At 64.3% G+C, this 23,380-nt stretch carries 20 protein-coding genes; 6 read left to right on the top strand and 14 right to left on the bottom strand.

Features of this window, described 5'->3' with window-relative positions:
- Positions 1-77: 77 nt before the first annotated feature.
- The 6 genes from M622_RS38940 to gyrA form a co-directional block, all read right to left on the bottom strand.
- The gene (locus M622_RS38940; protein WP_031347649.1) at positions 78-2,030 is read right to left on the bottom strand and encodes a bifunctional 3-phosphoshikimate 1-carboxyvinyltransferase/cytidylate kinase; all 1,953 of its coding nucleotides are present in this window, start codon (positions 2,028-2,030) and stop codon (positions 78-80) included.
- Positions 2,031-2,109: 79 nt separating this feature from the next.
- Complete coding sequence (locus tag M622_RS38935; RefSeq protein WP_021251163.1) at positions 2,110-3,021, bottom strand: prephenate dehydrogenase; 912 nt, start codon at positions 3,019-3,021, stop codon at positions 2,110-2,112.
- Complete coding sequence (gene hisC / locus M622_RS38930; RefSeq protein ID WP_021251162.1) at positions 3,021-4,118, bottom strand: histidinol-phosphate transaminase; 1,098 nt, start codon at positions 4,116-4,118, stop codon at positions 3,021-3,023. Before hisC ends, M622_RS38935 begins: the two co-directional genes overlap by 1 nt.
- Before the next feature lie 95 nt (positions 4,119-4,213).
- Positions 4,214-5,284: a prephenate dehydratase gene (gene pheA / locus M622_RS38925; protein ID WP_021251161.1), complete on the bottom strand. Its 1,071-nt coding sequence runs from the start codon at positions 5,282-5,284 to the stop codon at positions 4,214-4,216.
- 15 nt (positions 5,285-5,299) lie between these two features.
- Positions 5,300-6,397 carry a 3-phosphoserine/phosphohydroxythreonine transaminase gene (serC, locus tag M622_RS38920; protein WP_021251160.1) on the bottom strand — a complete coding sequence of 366 codons (1,098 nt, stop codon included), beginning with the start codon at positions 6,395-6,397 and terminating at the stop codon, positions 5,300-5,302.
- Positions 6,397-9,063 carry a DNA gyrase subunit A gene (gyrA, locus tag M622_RS38915; RefSeq protein ID WP_021251159.1) on the bottom strand — a complete coding sequence of 889 codons (2,667 nt, stop codon included), beginning with the start codon at positions 9,061-9,063 and terminating at the stop codon, positions 6,397-6,399. Before gyrA ends, serC begins: the two co-directional genes overlap by 1 nt.
- 236 nt (positions 9,064-9,299) lie before the next feature.
- Between gyrA and grpE the strand changes: the two genes are divergently transcribed.
- The 3 genes from grpE to dnaJ all read left to right on the top strand — a co-directional run bounded on the left by grpE (position 9,300) and on the right by dnaJ (position 13,108).
- Positions 9,300-9,860 (top strand): nucleotide exchange factor GrpE, encoded by a 561-nt coding sequence (gene grpE / locus M622_RS38910; protein WP_021251158.1) that lies wholly within the window; start codon positions 9,300-9,302, stop codon positions 9,858-9,860.
- Between the two features lie 108 nt (positions 9,861-9,968).
- Positions 9,969-11,888, top strand: coding sequence for a molecular chaperone DnaK (gene dnaK, locus M622_RS38905; protein WP_021251157.1), 1,920 nt, complete (start codon positions 9,969-9,971; stop codon positions 11,886-11,888).
- Between the two features lie 98 nt (positions 11,889-11,986).
- Complete coding sequence (gene dnaJ, locus M622_RS38900; protein ID WP_021251156.1) at positions 11,987-13,108, top strand: molecular chaperone DnaJ; 1,122 nt, start codon at positions 11,987-11,989, stop codon at positions 13,106-13,108.
- A gap of 130 nt (positions 13,109-13,238) precedes the next feature.
- On the opposite strand, the gene M622_RS38895 is transcribed toward dnaJ, so the two are convergent.
- Positions 13,239-13,664, bottom strand: coding sequence for a hypothetical protein (locus M622_RS38895; protein WP_021251155.1), 426 nt, complete (start codon positions 13,662-13,664; stop codon positions 13,239-13,241).
- 92 nt (positions 13,665-13,756) lie between these two features.
- Positions 13,757-15,142, bottom strand: a complete 1,386-nt coding sequence (gene cysS, locus M622_RS38890) for a cysteine--tRNA ligase (RefSeq protein ID WP_021251154.1) — start codon at positions 15,140-15,142, stop codon at positions 13,757-13,759.
- Positions 15,143-15,446: 304 nt separating this feature from the next.
- Between cysS and M622_RS38885 the strand changes: the two genes are divergently transcribed.
- From M622_RS38885 to M622_RS38875, 3 genes are all read left to right on the top strand, one after another.
- On the top strand, positions 15,447-16,031 hold the full coding sequence (locus M622_RS38885; protein WP_021251153.1) for a peptidylprolyl isomerase: 585 nt from the start codon (positions 15,447-15,449) through the stop codon (positions 16,029-16,031).
- A 42-nt stretch (positions 16,032-16,073) separates the two neighbouring features.
- Positions 16,074-16,568 (top strand): peptidylprolyl isomerase, encoded by a 495-nt coding sequence (locus M622_RS38880; RefSeq protein WP_021251152.1) that lies wholly within the window; start codon positions 16,074-16,076, stop codon positions 16,566-16,568.
- 73 nt (positions 16,569-16,641) lie between these two features.
- Positions 16,642-17,412 (top strand): UDP-2,3-diacylglucosamine diphosphatase, encoded by a 771-nt coding sequence (locus M622_RS38875; protein ID WP_031347645.1) that lies wholly within the window; start codon positions 16,642-16,644, stop codon positions 17,410-17,412.
- Between the two features lie 160 nt (positions 17,413-17,572).
- Here the strand turns inward: M622_RS38875 and M622_RS38870 are convergent, their stop codons facing one another.
- The 6 genes from M622_RS38870 to M622_RS38845 all read right to left on the bottom strand — a co-directional run bounded on the left by M622_RS38870 (position 17,573) and on the right by M622_RS38845 (position 23,369).
- Positions 17,573-18,796, bottom strand: a complete 1,224-nt coding sequence (locus tag M622_RS38870) for an HD-GYP domain-containing protein (RefSeq protein ID WP_245543118.1) — start codon at positions 18,794-18,796, stop codon at positions 17,573-17,575.
- 180 nt (positions 18,797-18,976) lie between these two features.
- The gene (locus tag M622_RS38865) at positions 18,977-19,411 is read right to left on the bottom strand and encodes a potassium channel family protein (protein WP_021251149.1); all 435 of its coding nucleotides are present in this window, start codon (positions 19,409-19,411) and stop codon (positions 18,977-18,979) included.
- Entirely contained in the window at positions 19,399-20,616 is a 1,218-nt protein-coding gene (locus M622_RS38860) for an O-succinylhomoserine sulfhydrylase (RefSeq protein ID WP_021251148.1), read from the bottom strand. The genes M622_RS38865 and M622_RS38860 overlap by 13 nt, the downstream gene beginning before the upstream one ends.
- Positions 20,617-20,655: 39 nt before the next feature.
- Positions 20,656-22,191 (bottom strand): amidophosphoribosyltransferase, encoded by a 1,536-nt coding sequence (gene purF / locus M622_RS38855; protein WP_021251147.1) that lies wholly within the window; start codon positions 22,189-22,191, stop codon positions 20,656-20,658.
- Between the two features lie 11 nt (positions 22,192-22,202).
- Entirely contained in the window at positions 22,203-22,694 is a 492-nt protein-coding gene (locus M622_RS38850; RefSeq protein WP_021251146.1) for a CvpA family protein, read from the bottom strand.
- A 9-nt stretch (positions 22,695-22,703) separates the two neighbouring features.
- Positions 22,704-23,369, bottom strand: a complete 666-nt coding sequence (locus M622_RS38845; RefSeq protein ID WP_021251145.1) for an SPOR domain-containing protein — start codon at positions 23,367-23,369, stop codon at positions 22,704-22,706.
- Positions 23,370-23,380: the final 11 nt, after the last annotated feature.

Here is a 23,380-nt window from a genome sequence, read left to right as displayed (position 1 = left end):
TCCGGAACCGTCGTGCGACGGCAAAAAGGTTAATTTGAGAAAAGCGTGCCCGGGCACTCACCCTTGCACACAGCACTTCAACCGGCGGCCAATCCTCGATCCCGCACGAGATCCACGATGAAAGCCACGGCGCCATCGATGTCCAGGTCGGTTGTATCGAGCAGCACGGCGTCCGGCAACTTCTGAAGCGGCGCCACAGCACGCATCGCATCGCGCGCGTCACGTTCCTGCAGGTCACTCAGAAGGTCGTGCATGTTAGCAGGCAATCCCTTTGCCATCAACTGCTTATAGCGACGTTCAGCGCGCGCCTCGGCCGACGCCGTGAGGAAGATCTTGAGCCCCGCATCAGGGAACACCACCGATCCCATGTCGCGCCCATCCGCCACCAGACCTGGCCTTGTCCGGTAGTCGCGCTGACGCGCCAGCAAGGCCTCGCGCACCGCGGGCAGGGCGGCAACCTGCGACGCTCCCGAGGAGCAGGCCTCACTGCGGATCTCGGTGCTGACCTCATCGCCTCCCAGCCACACCCGCCCCGCATCGAAGCGCGCCGGCAGGCGCGCAGCGATCGCCGCCACGCCGGCCTCGTCGTCTAGCGCCACGCCCGCGCGCACCGCCGCCAGCGCCACGATGCGGTACAGCGCACCGCTGTCGAGCACCTCCCAGCCCAGTTGCGCAGCGACGCGCTCGGCCACACTGCCCTTGCCCGATGCGGACGGACCGTCAATGGCGATCACCGGCACGGCTCGAACAAGCTGTGCGAAGGCGTCGAAATAGCCTGGAAAAGTCTTGTTGACGCACTTCGGGTCATTGATGCGCACCCGACAGCCACCAAGGCTGACGAGGGAGAAGCACATCGCCATACGGTGATCGTCATAGGTGTCGATGGCCGCAGCCTGCAGCTGTGCGGGCGCGGTCACGCACAGGTAGTCCGCGCCCTCCTCCACCTCGGCGCCCAGCTTGCGCAACTCGGTCGCCATCGCCGCGATACGGTCGGTCTCCTTGACGCGCCAGCTGGCGATGTTGCGCAGACGGCACGGACCATCGGCAAAAAGCGCGGCGATCGCGAGCGTCATCGCCGCATCCGGGATGTGGTTGAGGTCGAGATCGAAGGCCTTCAACACGCCCCCCGCCGGCGCTGCCGCCTCGATCCAGTTGTCGCCCATGGTGACGCGGGCGCCCAACTGCTCGAGCGCTTCGGCAAAGCGCACATCACCCTGAATGCTGCTGCGACCCACCCCTTCCACCCGCACCGGCCCGCCACCGATCGCGCCGGCGGCGAGAAAGTAGGACGCGGACGAGGCATCACCCTCAACGAACACCGTACCCGGGCTGCGATAACGCGCGCCGCCCGGCACCACAAAACGTGCCCAGCCCTGTTGCTCGACCCGCACACCGAAGCGCGCCATCAGTTCGAGGGTGATCGCGATATAGGGCTTGGAGATCAGCTCGCCGACGACCTCGATCGTGGTCTGCGCGCCGCTCAGCGGCAAGGCCATCAGCAAGGCCGTGAGGAACTGACTGGAAACATCACCACGCACCTGGACCACCCCGCCTGCACGGATGCGGGCAGGCTTGACATGCAGCGGCGGGAAGCCTTCGTTCAGCGTGCAAGTGATGTCTGCTCCGAGCTGGCGCAGGGCCTCGACCAGATCACCGATGGGGCGCTCGTGCATGCGCGCCACACCGGACAGCCGGTAATCGCCGCCCGAAAGCGCCAGCGCTGCGGTGAGCGGCCGAAAGGCGGTGCCCGCATTGCCCAGAAACAGCTCTGCGGTCTTGACCGGGAAGGGGCCGCCCGCACCCTCCACGACGTAGTCGAGCGACTCCCCCTTGCGCGTCCAGCGCACCCCCAGCGCCTGCAGCGCCTCCAGCATGCGCTCGACGTCGTCGGACGCGAGCAGATCACGAATCTCGGTGCTGCCCTCGGCCAGCGCGGCGAGCAGCAGAACACGGTTGGAGATGCTCTTGGAGCCGGGCAGACGCACCGTGCCGACGGCACCCAGCATGGGGGACAGGTCGAGAAATTCCATTCTTGCCTCTAGAAGCGGGCCCCGCCGCAGGCGGGACGAATCCATGGGCGAACGCGCATGGCGCGGCCCGGTCGATCAATCATTCAGCGGCCTGGGTGTGTACCGGCAGACCTTCCGCCCAGGCGTTGCGGGCGCGGCGGGCGCGCTCGAACACGGCCTCGAGCGCATCGCCATCGGCCGCCTCGAGCATGGCGCGCAAGCGCGACAGCTCGTCGCGATAGGCGTCGAGCTCGGCCAGCAAGGCCACCCGATTGGCAGTGCAGATGTCGCGCCACATCTCCGGGTGACTGCCGGCGATGCGGGTGAAATCACGGAAACCGCTGGCCGCATGCGAGAACAGCACGCTGGCATTGTCACGACGCGCCAGCTCGTCCACCAGGCCAAAGGCCAGCAGATGGGGCAAATGACTGACCGCAGCAAACACGTGGTCGTGTTCCTGCGGCGTCATGTCAACCACGGTCGCGCCGCACGCCTGCCAGGCGGCACGCACGCGCTCGACGGCTTCGGGGCGGCTTTGCGCGAGCGGCGTCAACACCACCTTGCGCCCGCAGTAAAGCTCGGCGAACGCGGCCTCAACCCCGCTTTTCTCCGCACCCGCGATCGGATGCGCCGGCACCACCTGCGCCAGATGCTGACCGAGGTGACGATGGATGGCGGCGACCACGTCCCGCTTGGTGCTGCCGGCATCGGTCACGACCGTATGCGGGCCCAGGTGCGGCGCCATCGCCGCCATGATCACGTCCATCTGTCCCACGGGCGCGGCCAGCAGCACCAGATCCGCGCCTGCCAGGGCCTGCGCCCAGTCGGTGGCGATCTCGTCGATGACGCCCAGCGCACGGGCGCGCTCGAGCGCTTGTCGACGGCGACCGATGCCAACCACATGGCCCACCGCCGCCGCGCGCCGCAGTCCGAGCGCAAACGAGCCACCGATGAGGCCAACGCCGCAGATCACAAGCTTGCCAATCAGGGGCCTGGTTGCAGCGCTCATCATCAGCCCTGCGCCTGGCGCAGCGCGGCGATGAAGCGCGCGTTGTCTTCGGGCAGCCCGATCGACACCCGCAGCCAGTGCGGCATGCCGTAGCCCGCGATCGGGCGCACGATCACGCCTTGTCGCAGCAAGGCGCGGTTGATAGCGGCGGCGTCACCGATCTTGAAGGTGACGAAATTACCCGCCGACTCAATCCACTCCAGGCCCAGGGCTGCAAACGCCGTGGTGAGCTGCTCCATGCCGCGGCGGTTGAGCTCGGCCGATTGCGCGAGGAACTCGTCGTCGCCCAGCGCTGCCTCGGCCGCAGCCAGCGCCACGCTGGAGACATTGAAGGGCTGACGCACACGGTTCATCAGATCGGCGACCTCGGGATGGGCAATCGCATACCCCACGCGCAGCCCGGCAAGACCATAGGCCTTGGAGAAGGTGCGAGACACGAGCAGATTGGGGAAGCGCTCGACCCAGGCGATGGCGTCGTAACGCTGCGCCGGTGCCAGGTATTCGGTATAGGCCTCGTCCAGCACCACCAGCACGTCGGGCGACACCGCGCGCAGGAAGGCTTCGATAGCCTCGCCGGGCAGGAAGGTGCCGGTCGGATTGTTCGGGTTGGCGATGAAGACGATGCGCGTGTCGACGGAGATCGCCGCAGCCATGGCCTCGAGATCATGGCCGAAGTGCTTCGCTGGCACTTCGATGCCGCGTGCGCCACGTGCGTGCGTCGCCAGCGGATAGACAGCAAAGGCGTGTTGTGCATACACCGCCGAAGCGCCGGGCCCGAGGAAAGCCTGACTAGCGATTTCAAGAATGTCGTTGGAGCCGTTGCCAACCACCAGCTGCTCGGGCTTGACGCCAAACTTGCGGCACAGCGCCGCCTTCAGCGCAAACGCGCTGCCGTCCGGATAGCGCGCAACTTCGGACAAGGCCGCGCGCGCAGCGTCACGCGCACGCAGGCTCATGCCCAGGGGATTTTCGTTGGAGGCGAGCTTGACGATGCTGGCCTCGGCAAGCCCCATTTCCCGCGCCAGCTCGGAGATCGGCATGCCAGGCTGGTAGGGCATGATGGCGCGGATGTATTCCGGGGAGTGGCTGGCAACGCTCATGACGTTCTCCTGCTGGCACGCGGCCGCGTTCGTTCTGGTTTCGGAGCGGGCCGCAAATGCCCGCTGGGAGGGTGTGAGCTGAGCTCGAACCGGATTCAGATCGCCGCGACCGGATACGAGCCCAACACTTTGACAAAGGCCGCGCGCTCGGCAAGCTCCTTGAGCGCGGCGGCGACATCAGCATCCTGGCGATGGCCGTTGATGTCGGCATAGAAGACATATTCCCACAGCCCGGACTGCGCCGGGCGCGACTGCAGCTTGGTCATGTCCACGCCATGACGGGCAAGCGGCTCGAGCAGGGTATGAATCGCGCCCGGCCGGTTCAAGGCCGAAAACACCAAGGAGGTGCGATCCTTGCCCGAAGGCCCGGCGTCATGGTCGGCGATGACGAGAAAGCGCGTGGTGTTGTTGGGGTCGTCCTCGATATTGGGCGCGAGGATGTTCAGCCCGTAAAGCTGCGCCGCCGCTTCACCCGCAATGGCACAGGACTCCGCGTCTTCCGCCGCCAGACGCGCGGCCTCGGCATTGCTCGCGACCGGGATACGCGGCAGGTGAGGCAGATTGCGATTGAGCCATTCGTGACACTGCGCCAGCGACTGTGCATGCGAGTAGATGCGCCTGGCCGCGCCGATGCCGTCAGCCTGCGACATCAGCTGCTGGTGGATGCGCAGATTGACCTCGCCGCAGACCTTGACCGGGCTGGCCAGCAGCAGGTCGAGCGTGACACTGACCCCACCTTCGGTCGAATTCTCGACCGGCACCACGCCGTAATCGACATTGTTCGCCTCGACGGCGCGAAACACATCCTCGATCGTCGCCATGGCGAGGAAGCCCGGCGCGGATCCGAACTGCTTGCGGCTGGCGCTCTCGGAGAAGGTGCCCGCCGGCCCCAGATAGGCAATGCGCTGCGGATGCTCGAGGCCAAGGCAGGCCGACATCACTTCGCGGAAGATGGTCTTGACCGCATCGGCGGGCAGCGGCCCGGGATTGAGCTCAGCCAGGCGACGCAAGACCTGCGCTTCGCGCTCGGGCCGATAGAAGGGCGGCTCGCCCTGCTTCACCTCGCCCACGCGCTGCGCGCAGCGCGCGCGCTCACACAGACGGGCGAGGATCTCTTCATCGAGACGGTCGATTTCGTTGCGCAGCTTCAGCAGTTCGTCACTCATGCTCGGTATGTCCAGTCAGGCCTTGCGCGCTGCAAAGTCACGCATGAAGTCCACCAGGGCGTGCACGCCCGCCAGCGGCATCGCGTTGTAGATCGATGCACGCATGCCGCCCACCGCCTTGTGACCCTTGAGCTGCGCCAGACCGGCCGCGCTCGATTCGGCCAGAAAGGCCTCGTTGTGCGTCTCATCGTGCAGGAAGAAGGGCACATTCATGCGCGAGCGGCAGGCCGGGTCGATGCGGTTCTGGTAGAAACCGCTGGCGTCGATGAAGTCATACAGCAGCTTCGCCTTGGCCACGTTCTGCGCTTCGATCGCCGCCACGCCGCCCTGGCGCTTGAGCCACTGGAACACCAGGCCGGCGATGTAGATCGCGTAGGTCGGCGGCGTGTTGTACATCGAAGCGTTGTCGGCCACCGTCTTGTAATCGAAGGCGCTCGGGCAATGCGGCATCGCGCGCCCGAGCATGTCGTCGCGCACGATGACGATGGTCAGGCCCGCGGGGCCGATGTTCTTTTGCGCGCCACCAAAGATCAGGCCGTACTTCGACACGTCGATCGCGCGCGACAGGATGTGTGATGACATGTCGGCCACCACCGGCACCTCACCACGGCCAATGCACGCCAGATCGGGCTCGAACGGATATTCGACGCCGCCTATGGTCTCGTTGGTGCAGGTGAAGACGTAGGCCGGATCCGCCGACAGCTTCCAGTCCGACAGCGCCGGCACGGTGGTGAATCCACTCGACTCGGAGCTGGCGGCGATATTCACCGTGGCGTACCTGCTCGCTTCCTTTTGCGACTTGGTCGACCACGCGCCGGTGACGACATAGTCGGCCACCTTCCGGTCGCCCATCAGATTCATCGGGATGAGCGCATTGTGGGCGATCGCCCCGCCCTGCATGAACAGGATGCGATAGTTTTCCGGCACCGCCAGCAACTCGCGCAGGTCGGCTTCAGCGGCCTGCGCAATGGTGGTGAAGGCCTTGCCGCGATGGCTCATCTCCATCACGCCCACGCCCTCACCCTGCCAGTCCAGCATCTCGGCGGCGGCCTGCTGCAGCACCTCCTCGGGCAGCGCCGCAGGACCAGCGCTGAAATTCCACACGCGACTCATCAAACCTCCCCTTGCTCGTCGCTGCTGCCAGCGTCCGCATCAACATCAGCGTCTGCCTGCGGCGCTGCGGCTTCAGGGCCGTTGGCGTCCGCGACCACGTCGCTGTCCTCATCAATCAGCATGCTTGCATCCGCATCCGATTCGGCCACCTTCTCGATGCTGGCGAGGAAAGTGCCTTCATCGAGGTTGATCAGGGTCACGCCCTGGGTGGCACGGCCCATTTCGCGAATGCTCTCGACGCTGGTGCGGATCAGTACGCCGCCGGTCGAAATCAGCATCACCTCGTCGCTCGGCTCAACCAGCACCGCGCCGACGAGCTTGCCGTTGCGATCGGAAGTCTGGATCGCGATCATGCCCTTGGTGCCCCGCCCATGGCGGGTGTATTCGGCTACCGGGGTGCGCTTGCCGTAACCATTTTCGGTCGCGGTCAGCACCGACAGCAACTCATCCTCGGCCACCAGCATGGCAATCACCGCCTGACCGTCTTCCAGCATCATGCCGCGCACGCCGCGCGCCTCGCGCCCCATCGGGCGCACATCGGTCTCGGCAAAACGCACCGCCTTGCCCGCATCGGAGAACAGCATCACGTCGCATTCACCCCCGGTGATGGCGACGCCGATGAGATGATCGCCGTCGTCGAGATTGACCGCGATGATGCCGGCCTTGCGCGGGTTGGAGAACGCGCTCAAGGCCGTCTTCTTGACCGTGCCCTCGGAGGTGGCCATGAACACGAAGTGCTCATCGTCGAACTCCTTGATCGGCAGCACGGCGGTGATCTTCTCGCCCTCGTTGAGCGGGAACAGATTCACGATCGGCTTGCCGCGCGAGTTGCGCGTGCCTTCCGGGACCTCGTACACCTTCAGCCAGTAGCAACGGCCGCGACTGGAGAAGCACAGCACGGTGTCGTGCGTGTTGGCGACGAAGAGGTGGTCGATGAAATCTTCGTCCTTCATCGAGGTCGCCTGCTTGCCCCGCCCGCCACGGTGCTGGGCACGATAATCGGCGAGCGGCTGGCGCTTGAAGTAACCGGTGTGCGACAGGGTCACGACCATGTCTTCGGGCGTGATCAGGTCCTCGATGTTGATCTCGGCGGTGTTCATCACCAGTTCGGAGCGACGCGGGTCGCCAAACTGGTTGCGGATCGCGGTCAACTCTTCGACGATGATCGCGGTGATGCGCTCGGGGCGCGCCAGGATGTCGAGCAGGTCGGTGATGACGTCCATCACCTCGCGGTATTCGCCGACGATCTTGTCCTGTTCGAGCCCGGTCAGGCGCTGCAGGCGCAACTCGAGGATGGCCTGGGCCTGAGTATCGGACAGGCGGTAACCCTGGGCAGACAGGCCAAACTGCGGATCCAGACCCTCGGGCCGGTAGCTGTCGGCGAGCGCACGCGAGAGCATCTCCTCGACCATGGTCGAGCGCCATTCACGCACCATCAGCTCGCGCTTGGCGTCGGCCGGGGTGGGCGCGGCCTTGATGAGCGCGATCACCTCGTCGACGTTCGACAAGGCCACCGCCAGGCCTTCCAGAATGTGGCCACGGTCGCGCGCCTTGCGCAGCTCGAAGATGGTGCGCCGGGTGACGACCTCGCGCCGGTGTTCGAGGAAACACACCAGCATCTGCTTCAGGTTGAGCAGGCGCGGCTTGCCGTCGACCAGCGCCACCATGTTCATGCCGAAGCTATCCTGCAGTTGGGTGTGCTTGAACAGCTTGTTCAGCACCACCTCGGGCATCTCGCCGCGCTTGAGCTCGACCACCAGACGCATGCCGGACTTGTCCGACTCGTCGCGGATCTCGCTGATGCCCTCGATCTTCTTCTCGTTGACCAGCTCGGCCATGCGCTCCTGCAAGGTGCGCTTGTTCACCTGGTAGGGCAGCTCGTCGACGATGATGGCCTGGCGATCGCTCTTGCCGATGGGTTCGAAATGGGTGCGCGCGCGCATGATCACGCGACCACGGCCGGTGCGATAACCCTCACGCACGCCATGCAGGCCATAGATCAGGGCGGCAGTCGGGAAGTCGGGCGCCTGGACGATGTCGATCAGGGCCTCGATGTCGATGTCGGGATCGGCCAGCAGCGCAAAGCAGGCATCGACGACTTCGCCCAGGTTGTGCGGCGGAATGTTGGTCGCCATGCCGACCGCGATGCCCGACGAGCCATTGATGAGCAGATTGGGGATGCGCGCCGGCATGACCAGCGGCTCTTTCTCGGAGCCGTCGTAGTTCGGCCCGAAATCGACCGTTTCCTTGTCCAGGTCGGCCAGCAGTTCGTGGCCGATACGCGCCATGCGGATTTCGGTGTAACGCATCGCGGCCGCATTGTCGCCATCCACCGAGCCGAAGTTGCCCTGACCATCGACCAGCATGTAGCGCAGCGAAAAGTGCTGCGCCATGCGCACGATGGTGTCGTACACCGCGGTGTCGCCGTGCGGGTGGTACTTGCCGATGACGTCGCCGACGATGCGCGCCGACTTCTTGTAGGCGCGATTCCAGTCATTGGACAGCTCATGCATCGCGAACAGCACACGACGATGGACAGGCTTGAGGCCGTCGCGTGCATCGGGGAGAGCACGTCCCACGATCACGCTCATCGCGTAATCGAGGTAGGAGTGCCGCATCTCCTCTTCGAGGCTGATCGGCAGGGTTTCCTTGGCGAACTGAGTCATGCTGGGGGCGGACAGGCCGCGTTTACCGAAACGCGCAATATTAACATGTGCCACCCTCAGCCGCTCCGGGCTGTGACCCCCGAGCCGCTGCGATCACCCTCCCCGGCATCGGCCCGCGCACGACAAGATGTGGCAGCGCGCGCGCACCATCATCGACAAAGCAAGGCCTCCCCCCTTGAAATCCCGTTTGACCGCCCCAAAATCGTGTCATCAGAGATCAACGGGAGAGCAAATCCATGCAGGAACAGACCCCCTCCACGCCACCCGCCGAAGAGCTTGAGCAGCAGCGCGCACAGGCTGGCACGAATCCCGCAGCAGCGCATGTAGACAGCATGCCAAGCCTGGAAGAAAGCCTGCGCCAGGCTGAACTGAAAGCTTCCGAGCATCACGATGCCTGGCTGCGCGCCAAGGCCGAGACCGAAAATGTCCGCCGCCGCGCGCAGGAAGAGGTCACCAAGGCCAGCAAATTTGCCGCCGAAAAATTCGCCAGTGCCATGCTGCCGGTGAAGGACAGCCTGGAGGCGGCGCTCGCCATCGACAAGCAGACCGCCGAAGCGCTGCGCGAGGGCGTTGCCCTGACTTTGAAGCAACTGGTGGCAGCCTTCGAAAGCGCCAGCCTGAGCGAGGAGAACCCGCTCGGAGAAAAATTCGATCCCAACAAGCATCAGGCCATCAGCACCGTCGACTCGGACGCCGAACCCAACACCGTCGTCACCGTGTTGCAGAAGGGTTATCTGCTCAACGAGCGCGTCATCCGCCCGGCGATGGTGATGGTCGCAAAAGCGAAGAACACGTAAGGAATCTGCGCGCCACGGCTTGAAAGCGCGCCGCAACACCCCATATTCGAATCAGACCGGACAGCCACACTGCTCCGCCAACGAATTCAGACTTGAAGAGGAACACTCATGGGCAAGATCATCGGTATCGACCTCGGCACCACCAATAGCTGCGTCTCCGTGATGGAAGGCGGCAAGCCGAAGGTCATCGAAAACTCCGAAGGCGCACGCACGACCCCGTCGATCGTCGCCTACGCCGAAGACGGCGAAATCCTGTGCGGTGCGCCGGCCAAGCGCCAGGCGGTCACTAACGCCAAGAACACCTTGTTCGCGATCAAGCGCCTGATCGGCCGTCGCTTCGAGGAAAAGGAAGTGCAGAAGGACATCGCGATGATGCCCTTCACCATCGTCAAGGCCGACAACGGTGACGCCTGGGTGGAAGTGCGCGGCAAGAAGATCGCGCCGCCGCAGGTCTCCGCCGAGGTGCTGCGCAAGATGAAGAAGACCGCCGAAGACTACCTCGGCGAGGAAGTGACCGAGGCCGTCATCACCGTGCCGGCCTACTTCAACGACAGCCAGCGCCAGGCCACCAAGGACGCCGGCCGTATCGCCGGCCTGGAAGTCAAGCGCATCATCAACGAGCCCACCGCGGCTGCGCTCGCCTTCGGCATGGACAAGAAGCCGGGCGACTCCAAGATCGCCGTGTATGACCTGGGCGGCGGCACCTTCGACGTCTCCATCATCGAGATCGCCGACCTCGAAGGTGAGCACCAGTTCGAAGTGCTGGCCACCAACGGCGACACCTTCCTCGGCGGCGAGGACTTCGACCAGCGCCTGATCGATTACATCGTCACCGAGTTCAAGAAGGATCAGGGCGTAGATCTGAAGAAGGACGTGCTCGCCCTGCAGCGCCTGAAGGAAGCGGCCGAAAAGGCCAAGATCGAGCTCTCGTCCGGCCAGCAGACTGAAGTCAACCTGCCCTACATCACCGCCGACGCCTCCGGCCCCAAGCACCTGGCGGTCAAGATCACGCGCGCCAAGTTCGAAGCGCTGGTCGAGGACCTGGTCGAGCGCTCGATCGAGCCCTGCCGTGTCGCGCTCAAGGATGCCGGCCTGAAGGTGTCCGACATCGACGACGTGATCCTGGTCGGTGGCCAGAGCCGCATGCCGATGGTGCAGGACAAGGTCAAGGCCTTCTTCGGCAAGGAGCCGCGCAAGGACGTCAACCCGGACGAAGCAGTGGCCGTCGGCGCCTCCATCCAGGGCGGCGTGCTGCAAGGTGAAGTCAAGGACGTGCTCTTGCTCGACGTCACCCCGCTGTCGCTGGGCATCGAGACCCTGGGCGGCGTGATGACCAAGCTGATCCAGAAGAACACCACGATCCCGACCAAGGCTTCGCAGGTGTTCTCGACCGCCGACGACAACCAGAACGCAGTCACCATCCACGTCTTGCAGGGCGAACGCGAAATGGCCGCGGGCAACAAGAGCCTGGGTCAGTTCAACCTCTCCGACATCCCGCCGGCGCCGCGCGGCATGCCGCAGATCGAGGTCACTTTCGACATCGACGCCAACGGCATCCTGCACGTATCGGCCAAGGACAAGGCCACCGGCAAGGAAAACAAGATCAAGATCCAGGCCAACTCCGGCTTGTCGGATGATGAGGTCGAGCGCATGGTGCGCGACGCTGAGGTTCATGCCGAGGACGACAAGAAGGCGCACGCGCTGGTCGATGCCCGCAACCAGTGCGACGCCCTGATCCACTCGACCAGAAAGGCGCTGACCGAGTACGGCGACAAGTTGTCCGAGGACGAGAAGTCCAAGATCGAGGCTGCGATCAAGGAGGCTGAAGAGGCGATCAAGAGCGGTGACAAGGACAGCATCGAAGCCAAGAGCCAGGCCCTGGCGACCGCCGCACAGAAGCTCGGCGAGCAGATGTACGCTCAGTCCGAAGGCGGCGCCCAGGGTGCAGGCGGCCCGTCCGCGGACAGCAAGGCCGAGGACCCCGATGTGGTGGATGCCGAATTCACCGAAGTGAAGGACAAGAAGTAATCGTCACTCTGGCGAACTCTTTGCGGCCGAGCCCCGCCGGAGCCCTGCTCTGGCGCAGGCTCGGCCTTTGCTTGATACCAGACTGAGCGAAGCACCATATGTCCAAAAGGGATTACTACGAAGTCCTCGGCGTCAATCGCGACGCCGGCGATGACGACATCAAGAAGGCCTACCGCAAGCTGGCCATGAAGCACCATCCGGACCGCAACCCGGACAACAAGGATTCCGAGGAGAAGTTCAAGGAGGCCAAGCAGGCCTACGAAGTGCTCTCCGATGCACAGAAGAAGGCCGCCTACGACCGCTACGGCCATGCCGGCGTCGACCCTTCAATGGGCGGCAACGGGCAAGGCTTCGAGGGCGGCTTTGCCGATGCCTTCGGCGACATCTTTGGCGATCTGTTCGGTGGTGGCGGTCGCGGCGGGCGCTCGAACGTGTACCGCGGCGCAGACCTGCGTTACAACCTCGAGATCACGCTCGAGGAAGCCGCGCGCGGTGCGGAAAAGACGATCCGCATCCCGACCGTCGAGGAGTGCGGCAGCTGCCACGGCAGCGGCGCCAAGCCCGGCACCCAGCCCAAGACCTGCCCCACCTGCAGCGGCCAGGGTCAGGTGCGCGTACAACAGGGTTTCTTCTCCATCCAGCAGACCTGCCCCAAGTGCCATGGCAGCGGCAAGATCATCCCCGACCCCTGCCGCGATTGCGGCGGCGCCGGGCGGGTGAAGAAGCACAAGACGCTGGAAGTGAAGATCCCGGCGGGCATCGACGAAGGCATGCGCCTGCGCCATGGCGGCCACGGCGAACCCGGTGTCAATGGCGGCCCGGCGGGCGACCTGTACGTCGAGATCCACATCCGCAAGCACGCCGTGTTCGAGCGTGAGCATGATGACCTGCACTGCGAGATGCCGGTCAGCTTCTCCACCGCCGCGCTCGGCGGCGAGATCGAGATTCCGACCCTGGATGGCATGGCCCGCCTGAAGATTCCGGCGGAAACGCAGAGTGGAAAGGTCTTCCGCCTGCGTGGCAAGGGCATCAAGAATGTGCGCAGCCATGCCAATGGCGACCTCCTGTGCCACGTCGTGGTGGAGACACCGGTCAGCCTCACCGAGCGCCAGAAGGAGCTCCTGCGCGAGTTCGAGGAAATCTCCAGCGGTAACGCCGACCGTCACAACCCGAAGGCGAAGTCGTGGATGGACAAGGTGAAGAACTTCTTCGCCGCCTGAGTGCTCTCGGCGCCCCCGCGCGGGGCATCCACGGCAAGCGGCCCGCGATTCACAATGAATCGCGGGCCGCGGTGTTTCATGCTGAGCGTCTTGAGGCGATCACGCCAGGCTCAGGCCTCAGCTCAGGGCCTCAGTTCAGACCCTCGACCGCGCCCGCCAGCTGCACCTGCTCGCCGTTGGGGCGATAGGCGAGCAGGTGGGCGACGATGCCACCCTGGATCGACATGATCATGGTCTCGAGCGCCTTCTGCACGGTGTTGTCGTCCAGCCCACGTCCGCCCTGCCCGCTCAGGCAGCCGACGAACATCATGTCCCAGTGCTGCCCGGTATGGCGCGACTCCTCGACCAGTTCCTCGAAGGAGCGTACTTCCTCGGGTTCCTTGTCGACGTACATCACCGGCACCAGCGCCCCGCCCTCGCCCTGCTCGAAGCCAGCGCGCTGTTCAGCGGTGGCGTCGTCAGGCAGTTCGGCGCGAGTGAATACGAGCAGCAAGCGCTGCTGCTCGGTTTGCTGGCGGGCGGCTTCAAGAAGGCTTTGAAAGTCGGTGATGTTCATGCGTGAAGCTCCTTGTCCTCAGGCGTTTGGTGTGGATTCAACTACGGTTTGGTCACGACGCGCCACCCTGCCCAGTCGAGGCAGCCAGCGGCTCAGGCCCGACGCCAGCTCGTACCCGCCGGGCCATCTTCCAGCGCAACGCCCGCCGCCGTCAGTTCGGCACGGATACGGTCGGCCTCGGCATAGTCACGCGCCTTCTTGGCCGCATCGCGCAGCGCGATGCGGGCCTCGATCGCCGCGCCATCGAGCCCCGCGGCCGTCGGCAGGCCTGCTTGCAGAAACACCACCGGGTCGCGCTCAAGCAATCCGAGCACCGCGCCCAGGGCCTTGAGCTGTCGCGCCAGCCCCGGCGACGCACTGCGATTGACCTCGTTTGCCAGTTCGAACAGCACCGCCACCGCTTCCGCGGTATTGAAGTCGTCGTTCATCGCCGCGCGGAAACGTCTGCCGTGGGCTTCGTCCCAGTCGACGCTGGCCTCGCCTTCGATGGGCACGCTCTTCAAGGCCGTGTACAGGCGCGTCAGTGCGCTGCGTGCGTCCTCGAGGTGGACGTCGGAGTAGTTCAGGGCGCTGCGGTAATGAGCGCGCAGGATGAAGAAGCGCACCACCTCCGCATCGTATTTCTGCAACACCTCACGAATGGTGAAGAAGTTGCCGAGTGACTTCGACATCTTTTCGTCGTCGATGCGCACAAAACCGTTATGCATCCAGTAATTCACGAAAGCGTGGTCGTGCGCACCTTCGGACTGGGCAATTTCATTTTCATGATGCGGAAACTGCAGGTCCATGCCACCGCCATGGATGTCGAAATGCTGCCCCAGCAGCGCTGAGCTCATCGCCGAGCATTCGATATGCCAGCCCGGACGGCCTGCACCCCAGGGCGAATCCCATTTCACCTCGCCCGGCTCTTCGGCCTTGGCGTGCTTCCACAGCACGAAATCGAGCGGGTCATTCTTGCCCTGCGCGACATCCACGCGCTCACCGGCACGCAACTCGTCCACCGACTTGCCCGACAGCTTGCCGTAGGCTTCGAACTTGCGCACGGCGTAGCACACGTCACGATTGGCCGCCACATAGGCCAGGCCCTTCTGCTCCAGGCGTGCAATCAGGCTCTGCATGTGCGGGACGTAATCAGTGGCGCGCGGCTCATGGTCGGGAGGCAACACACCGAGCGCTGCGGCATCCTCGTTCATGGCGGCAATGAAACGGTCAGTCAAGGCGCGGATCGGCTCGCCATTTTCCGCGGCACGACGAATGATCTTGTCATCAATGTCGGTGATGTTGCGCACGTAGGTCACGTCCAGCCCGCTGGCACGCAGCCAGCGCGTCACCATGTCGAACACCACCATCACGCGCGCGTGGCCGAGGTGACAGAAGTCGTACACCGTCATGCCACATACATACATGCGAACCTTGCCAGGCTCGATCGGGGTGAAGACTTCCTTGGTACGCGAGAGGGTATTGTAGATGGAGAGCATGGGCGGGGCGGGATGCGCGATTGTGAGGGGTGGGGCTTGTTGCTAGAATCCTGCGTGCCCTGCGGCTCAGGGACGAACGCTGACAAGGGCGCAAATATACCACGGTCGCCCCCGTGCCCCTTTGTGGGCCGACTGGTGAGACTCGTGGCGGGCACGTTGGCAGGCGCTGGCAGGCCTGTTGGCAGACTCGGCAAGCACTGCCCGCCCGCCATTTCGGCCTTGTCCTCACCCCCGCCGACGCCCTCGAAACACCCACCCCAACACCCGCCACAAAGGCAGACGCGCGGCCACACCCGGAGATTTCATGAAAAAACACCTGATCGCCTTTGCCCTGCTGGCCTCGAGCGCACTGAGCGCCCTCGCCGCCAACCCCATGGTCGAACTGAAGACCAACCAGGGCGACATCGTCGTCGAGGTGTTTGCCGACAAGGCGCCCAAATCGGCCGACAACTTCATCCAGTACGTCAAGGATGGCTTTTACAATCGCACCGTGTTCCACCGTGTCATCGACGGCTTCATGATCCAGGGCGGTGGCTTTGATGCCGACATGAAGCAGAAGAGCACACGCGCGCCGATCGAGAACGAGGCCAGGAACGGCCTGCGCAACGAAGTGGGTACGCTGGCGATGGCGCGCACCGCCGACCCGCACTCGGCAAGCTCGCAGTTCTTCATCAACCTCGTAGCCAACACCGCCCTCGACTATCCGTCGCGCGACGGCTGGGGCTATGCGGTGTTCGGCAAGGTCGTCAAGGGCCTGGAGGTGGTCGAGTCAATCGCCAAGCAACCCACGGCCAACCGTGGATTTCACCAGAACGTGCCGGTCGAGGCCGTCATCGTCAACAGCGCGCGCGTACTTGAAGCCAGTGCAGAAAAACGCGGCGCAAAGTAAGCCCCCGCAGCCCCCATTCAACTTTCCCCAGGAGAAACACTCATGGCAGTCAAACTGCACACCAACCACGGCGTGATCACCCTTGAACTCGACGCCGACAAGGCGCCGCTCACGGTGGCAAACTTTCTCGCCTACGTCGAGTCGGGCCACTACAACAACACTGTCTTTCACCGTGTCATCGACGGCTTCATGATCCAGGGCGGCGGCTTCGAGCCCGGCATGACGCAAAAGCCCACCGGCGAGCAGATCAAGAACGAAGCCGATAACGGCCTCAAGAACGAGCGCGGCACGGTCGCCATGGCACGCACGCAGGACCCGCACTCGGCGACCGCACAGTTCTTCATCAACGTCGCCAATAACGACTTCCTCAACTACCGCTCACCCGACCTGCAGGGCTGGGGTTATTGCGTGTTCGGCAGGGTCAGTGAGGGTGAGGACGTGATCGAGGCCATCCGCAAGGTCAAGACCGGCTCGAGCGGCTTCCATCAGGACGTACCGAAGGAAGACGTGATCATCGAGCGCGCTGAAGTTGTCTGACTCTGCCCCTGACGCTGCGCACACGCGCGGCACGGCCCTCGCCCCCGGCGAGGGTCCTCAGCCCATCGAGCCCATGCCGGAAGCGCTGCAAGCGACGCTTCCGGCATTGTTCATTTCGGACCTGCACCTCAGCGCTGAGGAGCCCGCCAACGTCGCCGCCTTCCTCGATTTCTTGCAGGGCAAGGCACGCGAGGCGGCGAGCCTCTTCATCCTCGGCGACCTGTTCGAATACTGGGCGGGCGACGACGACCTCGCCACCCCCTTCAACGCGCGCGCCGCCGCCGCGATCCGTGCCCTCGCCGACGCCGGAACAGCCGTGTTCTTCATGAGAGGCAACCGCGACCTGCTCGCCGGCCCCACCTTCGCCGAGGCCATAGGCGCGCGCCTGCTCGAAGACCCGACGCGAGTCCGGTTCGATAAGGACGCAGACGCCCCGCCCTTGCTGCTCTCACATGGCGACGCGCTGTGCACCGACGATCTCGCTTACCAGGCCTTCCGCCGCCAGGTGCGCGACCCCGCCTGGCAGACCGGCTTCCTGGCTCAGCCGCTGGCTGCACGCAAGGCCTTCATCGCCTCGTTGCGCCAGCAGAGCGAAACCGCCAAGGCTGAGAAGGCCATCGAAATCATGGACGTCAACGCCGATGCAGTCGCTGCGCTGCTGCGCACGCACGGCTACCCGAGCTTGATTCACGGCCACACCCATCGGCCTGCCTGCCACCTCGCCGAAGTCGATGGTCACAGCTGCACACGTCACGTTCTATCGGACTGGCGCGGTCAGGCCAGCTGGCTGCACTACGACGGGCGGGTATTCACAAGCGGATCGGGCGACACTGCCAGGGGCTGATGTCACCCTGCATGACCCTCAATTCGGCACCCATCAGCTCATTCCGGGCGCCTGAGAACAATGCTCAAGCTCTTGATTTGTTGAAATTCCGGGCTTCTCTCCATGCGTGGGCCGGCTCCAAGCATGGCGTTGGACGCAGACTTGGGATTCGAGATGGAAGTCAGCCTTCCCCTATCCCGAAATGACGTCGAACACGTTTCTCCAGCAATCCACGCGCGCCCGCTTCGTCGCTCTCGGCAAGGGTATCGAACACATCCCTCGCGAGCGGGCGAAAGGCGGCCATCACCGCCGGGTCGAAGTGGCTCCCAACCCCTCTTTCCAGAATCTCCATGGCGGCATCGAAACCGAGTTCAGCCTTGTAAGGTCGCTTCGAGCAGAGGGCATCGAACACGTCGGCAAGCGCGAACACACGGGCTGAAAGAGGAATATTCTCTCCTGCAAGCTGACGTGGATAGCCCGTGCCATCCCACTTCTCATGGTGAGCAGAGACGATGTCATGGGCTTCATCAAGCCAGCGGATGCCGGCGACGATTTCTTCGCCCTGCTGCACATGGCTACGCATGATCTCCAGTTCATCGTCGTCCAGTGCGGCGGGCTTGTAGAGGATGGCATCCGGGATCCCGATCTTCCCGATGTCGTGCAGCAGGCTGCCCACGATCATGGATTGCATCGCCTTACCCTGCAGCCCCATGCGCTCGGCAATGCGCGCAGCAATCCAGGCAACGCGGTAATTGTGTGCGCCGGTATCGGAGTCGCGTTTTGCGATCGCCTGACCGAGGGCCTCCATCAAGGAGAGGTGGGACGCGAGCACTTCAGAGGCCTTGCGTTCGTTGTCGGCCGCAAGCCGGACAACGACTGGATAGATCGCAGCGCCACACAGGAGAGAGGCGAGCCCCGCCATCAGGGCTGCGCGCAAGCCGTGCTGAAACATCTGCTCCAGCTGCCAGTCCGGAATCGCACGCACACCCTCGAAATATCCGGCTATCTCGTCCGCGGAAACACCCTCAGGGTTTTTCAGCGGCACGAAGACACGGATCACCCAGCGCCCGTTCGTGTGCCCCAGATCCCTGTGCGTTTCAACGGTGTAATCCGGGGGACGGTGAGTGGGCAAAAGCCTTTCGATCTCGGCGCCCACGCTGGTCATCGCGGTGGCAAGCCGGCTGCCCTCCTGATCATAGATTTCGGCAACGTCGAACAGCCCGCCGACGATCGCATTCGCAGCGCTTTGAGCGTGCACACTCGCTTCTGGCCCGCGCAGTGCAGTGGCGTCGAAGTGGCGCGCCAGCCGCTGCGACTCCTCCACCGCCATCGACACGGTATTGGCCTCTGCCGCTTCGTGCGCGACCATCCAGGCAAGTGGGCTGGCAATCGCTGCCAGCAGCACACTGACTGCCGCGATCCGGAAGGCTGCGCGTCGGTTGAACGGATTCACGCCTTCTCCTGTGGAGCCAGTCCAGCCTCGATCATGCGGCGACTTTCTGCTTGTGGCTGCCATCAGGCGGCGATGACGTCAGCCGCATGCTTGAATTCGGCTTCATTGTTCATTACCGAGAGCCGCAATCGATCATGGCGCCGCGCCAGGACGCCAGAACCGCTCCATTGAGATATAGGTGAAGGACGCTGACCAGCCGATGAGCAGCAGCCCGTTCAGGGCCTCCACGCCCGCCAGCAGTCTGACGGGGCCGATGGGAGTGAGATCACCGAAGCCCAAGGAGGTGTATGTCTCCGCGGAGAAATACAGGCAATTCGCCAGTGAAAAGCTCGTGCTGCCGGTGAGACTGCCCACGCCGAGCCATTGAACGAGCATATAAAGGGTAGCACCGTAAAAAGCCATCTCCATCGCGTGAGCGACAAACGCAGCGAGGATGACAACGACGAGCTTCGAGCGGTCAGGAACTCTGAGAGTCGGCAAGCGCGTGTTCAGCGACCTCAAGACCTCGTAGTGCAGGATCGTGGTGGTGACGACGAGGACGCAGCAGGCGAATATTACGAGCGGCATTCAGGTATGGCTTGACTCTTACTGAGCGCCAGTCCGCGCGCCAGGTCGGCCTTCAGATCCTCGACCGACTCCAGCCCCACGGCGATGCGCAGCAGGCTCTCACCGATGCCGGCGGCGGCACGGGCTTCAGGCGAGATGCGCCCATGCGTGGTGGTGGCGGGATGGGTGATCGTGGTCTTGGTGTCGCCCAGGTTGGCGGTGATCGAGAGCAGCCGCGTCGAATCGATCACCCTCCACGCCGCCTCGCGCCCACCTTCGACATCGAAGCTGACGATGGCGCCGCCCGACTTCTGCTGGCGCATCGCCAATGCATGCTGTGGATGTGAGGACAGACCGGGGTAATACACCCTCGCCACTCCCGGCTGAGCCTCGAGCCAGCGCGCGAGTTCGAGCGCAGCGGCTGACTGCGCATCCATGCGAATACGCAAGGTCTCCAGGCCCTTGAGGATGACCCAGGCGTTGAAGGGTGACAGACTAGGCCCTGCGGTGCGCAGGAACTTGAACACTTCGTCGGTGACGACCTTGTTGCCGGCGACCGCTCCCCCCAGTACACGGCCCTGGCCGTCGAGGTACTTGGTTGCCGAATGCACTACCACATCGGCGCCAAACTCCAGCGGACGCTGCAAGGCCGGCGAACAGAAGCAGTTGTCCACCGCCAGCAGCGCCCCGGCCTCGTGCGCAATCGCAGCCACCCCCGCGATGTCGACCACTTCGGTAAGCGGGTTGGAGGGCGTCTCGACGAAGAACAGCCTGGTCCGCGGCCTGATCGCTTCGCGATAGGCGTTGAGGTCGGTCGCAGGAACGAAGCTGGTCGCTATGCCGAACTTCGACAGGATGTTGCCAAACAGCTGCTGGGTGGCGCCGAACAGGCCGGTAGACGCCACAATATGGTCGCCCGTCTGCAGCACCGCCATCGCCAGCGACAGGATGGCCGACATGCCCGAGGCGGTGGCCACGCAGGCTTCGGCGCCCTCAAGTGCCGCCAGCCGCGTCTGCATCGCGCTCACCGTCGGATTGGAGAAACGCGCATACACATTGCCCTCCTCCGCACCCGAAAATCGGGCCGCAGCCTGGGCCGCACTATCAAACACGAAGCTTGAGGTGAGGTACATCGCTTCGCTGTGCTCACCAAACTGACTGCGTTCGATACCGGAACGGATCGCGAGCGTATCAGCATGGAAGACCGGGTCTTCGGGGAGGTTCATTGCAGTCTGAGCGTCCATACAGGTGGGCACAAGCGCCGATCAGTTGTCGGTGTCCGAGGCGAGGTTGAGATCGAGCTGGCCGTCCTCATCGTCATGCAGGTCGCCCCTGGAGGGCTTCAGTTCCCCGCGCTGGTTCTCGACCCCATTGAGGTACTCGGTCGTGATGTCGCCGGTCACGTAGGAGCCGTCGAAACACGAGGTCTCGAACAGGCTGATCGCCGGATTCAAGGCCCGCACCGAGGCCTTGAGGTCATCCAGGTCCTGGTAGATCAGGCCGTCGGCACCGATCTCGCGGCAGATCTCGTCCTCGGTGCGGCCCGAGGCGATCAACTCCCCGCGCGTCGGCATGTCGATGCCATACACGTTGGCATAGCGTACAGGGGGCGCTGCGGAGGCCAGATAGACCTTGGCCGCACCCGCCTCGCGCGCCATGTTCACGATCTCCTTGCTGGTCGTGCCGCGCACGATGGAGTCATCGACCAGCAACACGCTCTTGCCCCTGAACTCCTGGTGGATGGTATTGAGCTTCTGGCGCACCGACTTCTTGCGCGTGGCCTGCCCCGGCATGATGAAGGTGCGGCCGATGTAGCGATTCTTGACGAAGCCCTCGCGGAAGGGCAAACCGAGGCGCTCTGCCATCTGCATGGCCGACGGCCGGCTCGAGTCGGGGATCGGGATGACGACGTCGATCTCGACCTGCGGCATCATCCGCTTCATCCTGTCCGCAAGATATTCACCCATCTTCATGCGCGACTCGTACACCGACACCCCGTCGATGATCGAGTCGGGCCGCGCCAGATAGACGAACTCGAACATGCACGGCGCCTGCACGGTCTTGCTCGCGCACTGGCGGCTGTGGAAATTGCCCTGGGTGTCGATCAGCACCGCCTCGCCCGGCGCCACGTCACGCAAGAGCTTGAAACCCAGCACATCGAGCGCCACCGACTCGGACGCCACCAGCCATTCGGTGCCGTCCGCGGTGTCCTTGCGCCCGATCACCATCGGCCGAATGCCGTAGGGATCACGAAAGCCGAGCAAGCCGTATCCCGCGATCATCGCCACCACGGCATAGGCACCGCGGCAACGGCGGTGCACACCGGCCACCGCGCGAAACACCGCGTCCTCGTCGAGCTTGAGCCCGTTACAGGAGGCCTGCAATTCGTGCGCCAGCACGTTGAGCAGCACCTCCGAGTCGCTGCCGGTGTTGATGTGGCGCAGGTCCGACAGGAACATCTCACGCTTGAGCGCTTCCGAATTGGTCAGGTTGCCGTTGTGCGCCAAAAGCAGGCCGAAGGGCGAGTTGACGTAGAAAGGCTGCGCCTCGGCAGCATGGCTGGCCGAACCCGCAGTGGGATAACGGACGTGACCGATGCCCCAGTTACCCTCGAGGCTGCGCATGTTGCGCGTTCGGAACACGTCTCGCACCAGGCCGGAGCCCTTGTGCATGTGAAAGCGTCCGCCTTCGGAGGTGGCAATGCCCGCCGCGTCCTGGCCACGGTGCTGCAGCACCTGCAGCCCGTCGTACAACAACTGGTTGACCGGAGAGGTGGCAACGACCCCGAGAATTCCACACATGGAAATTTCGCCTATCTGAATCGAATCTTGTCGGCCACCACAGCGGGCAGCCAGGGTTTAGCGGCAACGACCGCCATTTCAAGCGGAGGAGAGAACAGCGCCTGCGTCCACCAGGGCGCCCGGGACAGACCGGCGACACCACCGATCAAGACCACTACCACGGCCACAAGCAGACCACGTGCGACACCAAAAAGCGCACCAAAGAAACGGTCGGTGGCGCCCAAGCCTGCCGCCTGTAACAACTGGCGCAGCAGGTAACGGATGAGGCCAGCGAGAATCAGCACACCGACCACCACCAGCGCGGCACCCGCCAGTTGCCGCCACAGCGGCTCGGCGATGAGCCCGACAAAGGCCTCGGCCGCCTGTTCGTTATAGCGCCAGGCGGCAAAAAGCGCGACCACCCATGCGATCACGGCCATCACTTCACTGATCAAGCCACGCCACAGACCGACAAGCGCGGAGAGTCCCAGGATGGCGAGGAAGACGTAGTCGAAAACCGTCATGGCCAATGATCAGCGCGCCGTGATGACGGTGCTGAAGCCCAGGGCCTTCAACTGCACCGCCGCCTTGTCCGCCGCCGATCGGCCCGCGACGGGACCGACACGAACACGCACGACCTTGCCGGCGGGCTCGGTGTAGGCGGCAAAGCCTTGCTTCTTCAGTTCGGCAGCAAGACGTTCGGCCTTGTCCGCATCGGAGAACGCCCCGATCTGCAGCACAAAGCTGTCGCCGCGTGGAACTTCCTTGCCTTCAAGGATCGCCCGCGCACGCGCCGCCTCGGCCGCCGCACTCTCGGCGCGGGCGGCTTCGGCCTTTCCGGCTTCGGGCCTGGCGGTCTTGCTGGGCGGTTCGGCGTCGGGGGCTGGCGTCGCCGCCGTGGGCGGCACGAGCTCAGCCGGCGCAGGCGCAGGCTCGGCCACGGCCCCAGGCATCTGCTCCTCAGGGCCGGGAACCACCGTTGGAAAGCTCGTCCCATCGGGCAAGGCGGTGGCTGGGCGCGACGGCTCTGCGCCCGCATTGCGGTCTGGAATGGTGATCTGGATGTCGGCCGTGGTCGGGCGCGGTTCCTGCTCCATCATCACCGGCAATACGATCGCAGCCAGCAGCGCAAGCGCAATCGCCCCCACCAGGCGGCGTCGGGCGCGCTTCTTGATTTCGAGATGTTCTGCGTCGCTCACGGAAAGGTCTC

Origin of the sequence: Thauera terpenica 58Eu (assembly GCF_000443165.1) — a bacterium.
Lineage (GTDB): Bacteria > Pseudomonadota > Gammaproteobacteria > Burkholderiales > Rhodocyclaceae > Thauera > Thauera terpenica.
Note: the sequence above shows the minus strand (reverse complement) of the source record. Positions and strands in the feature narration are given on the sequence as shown.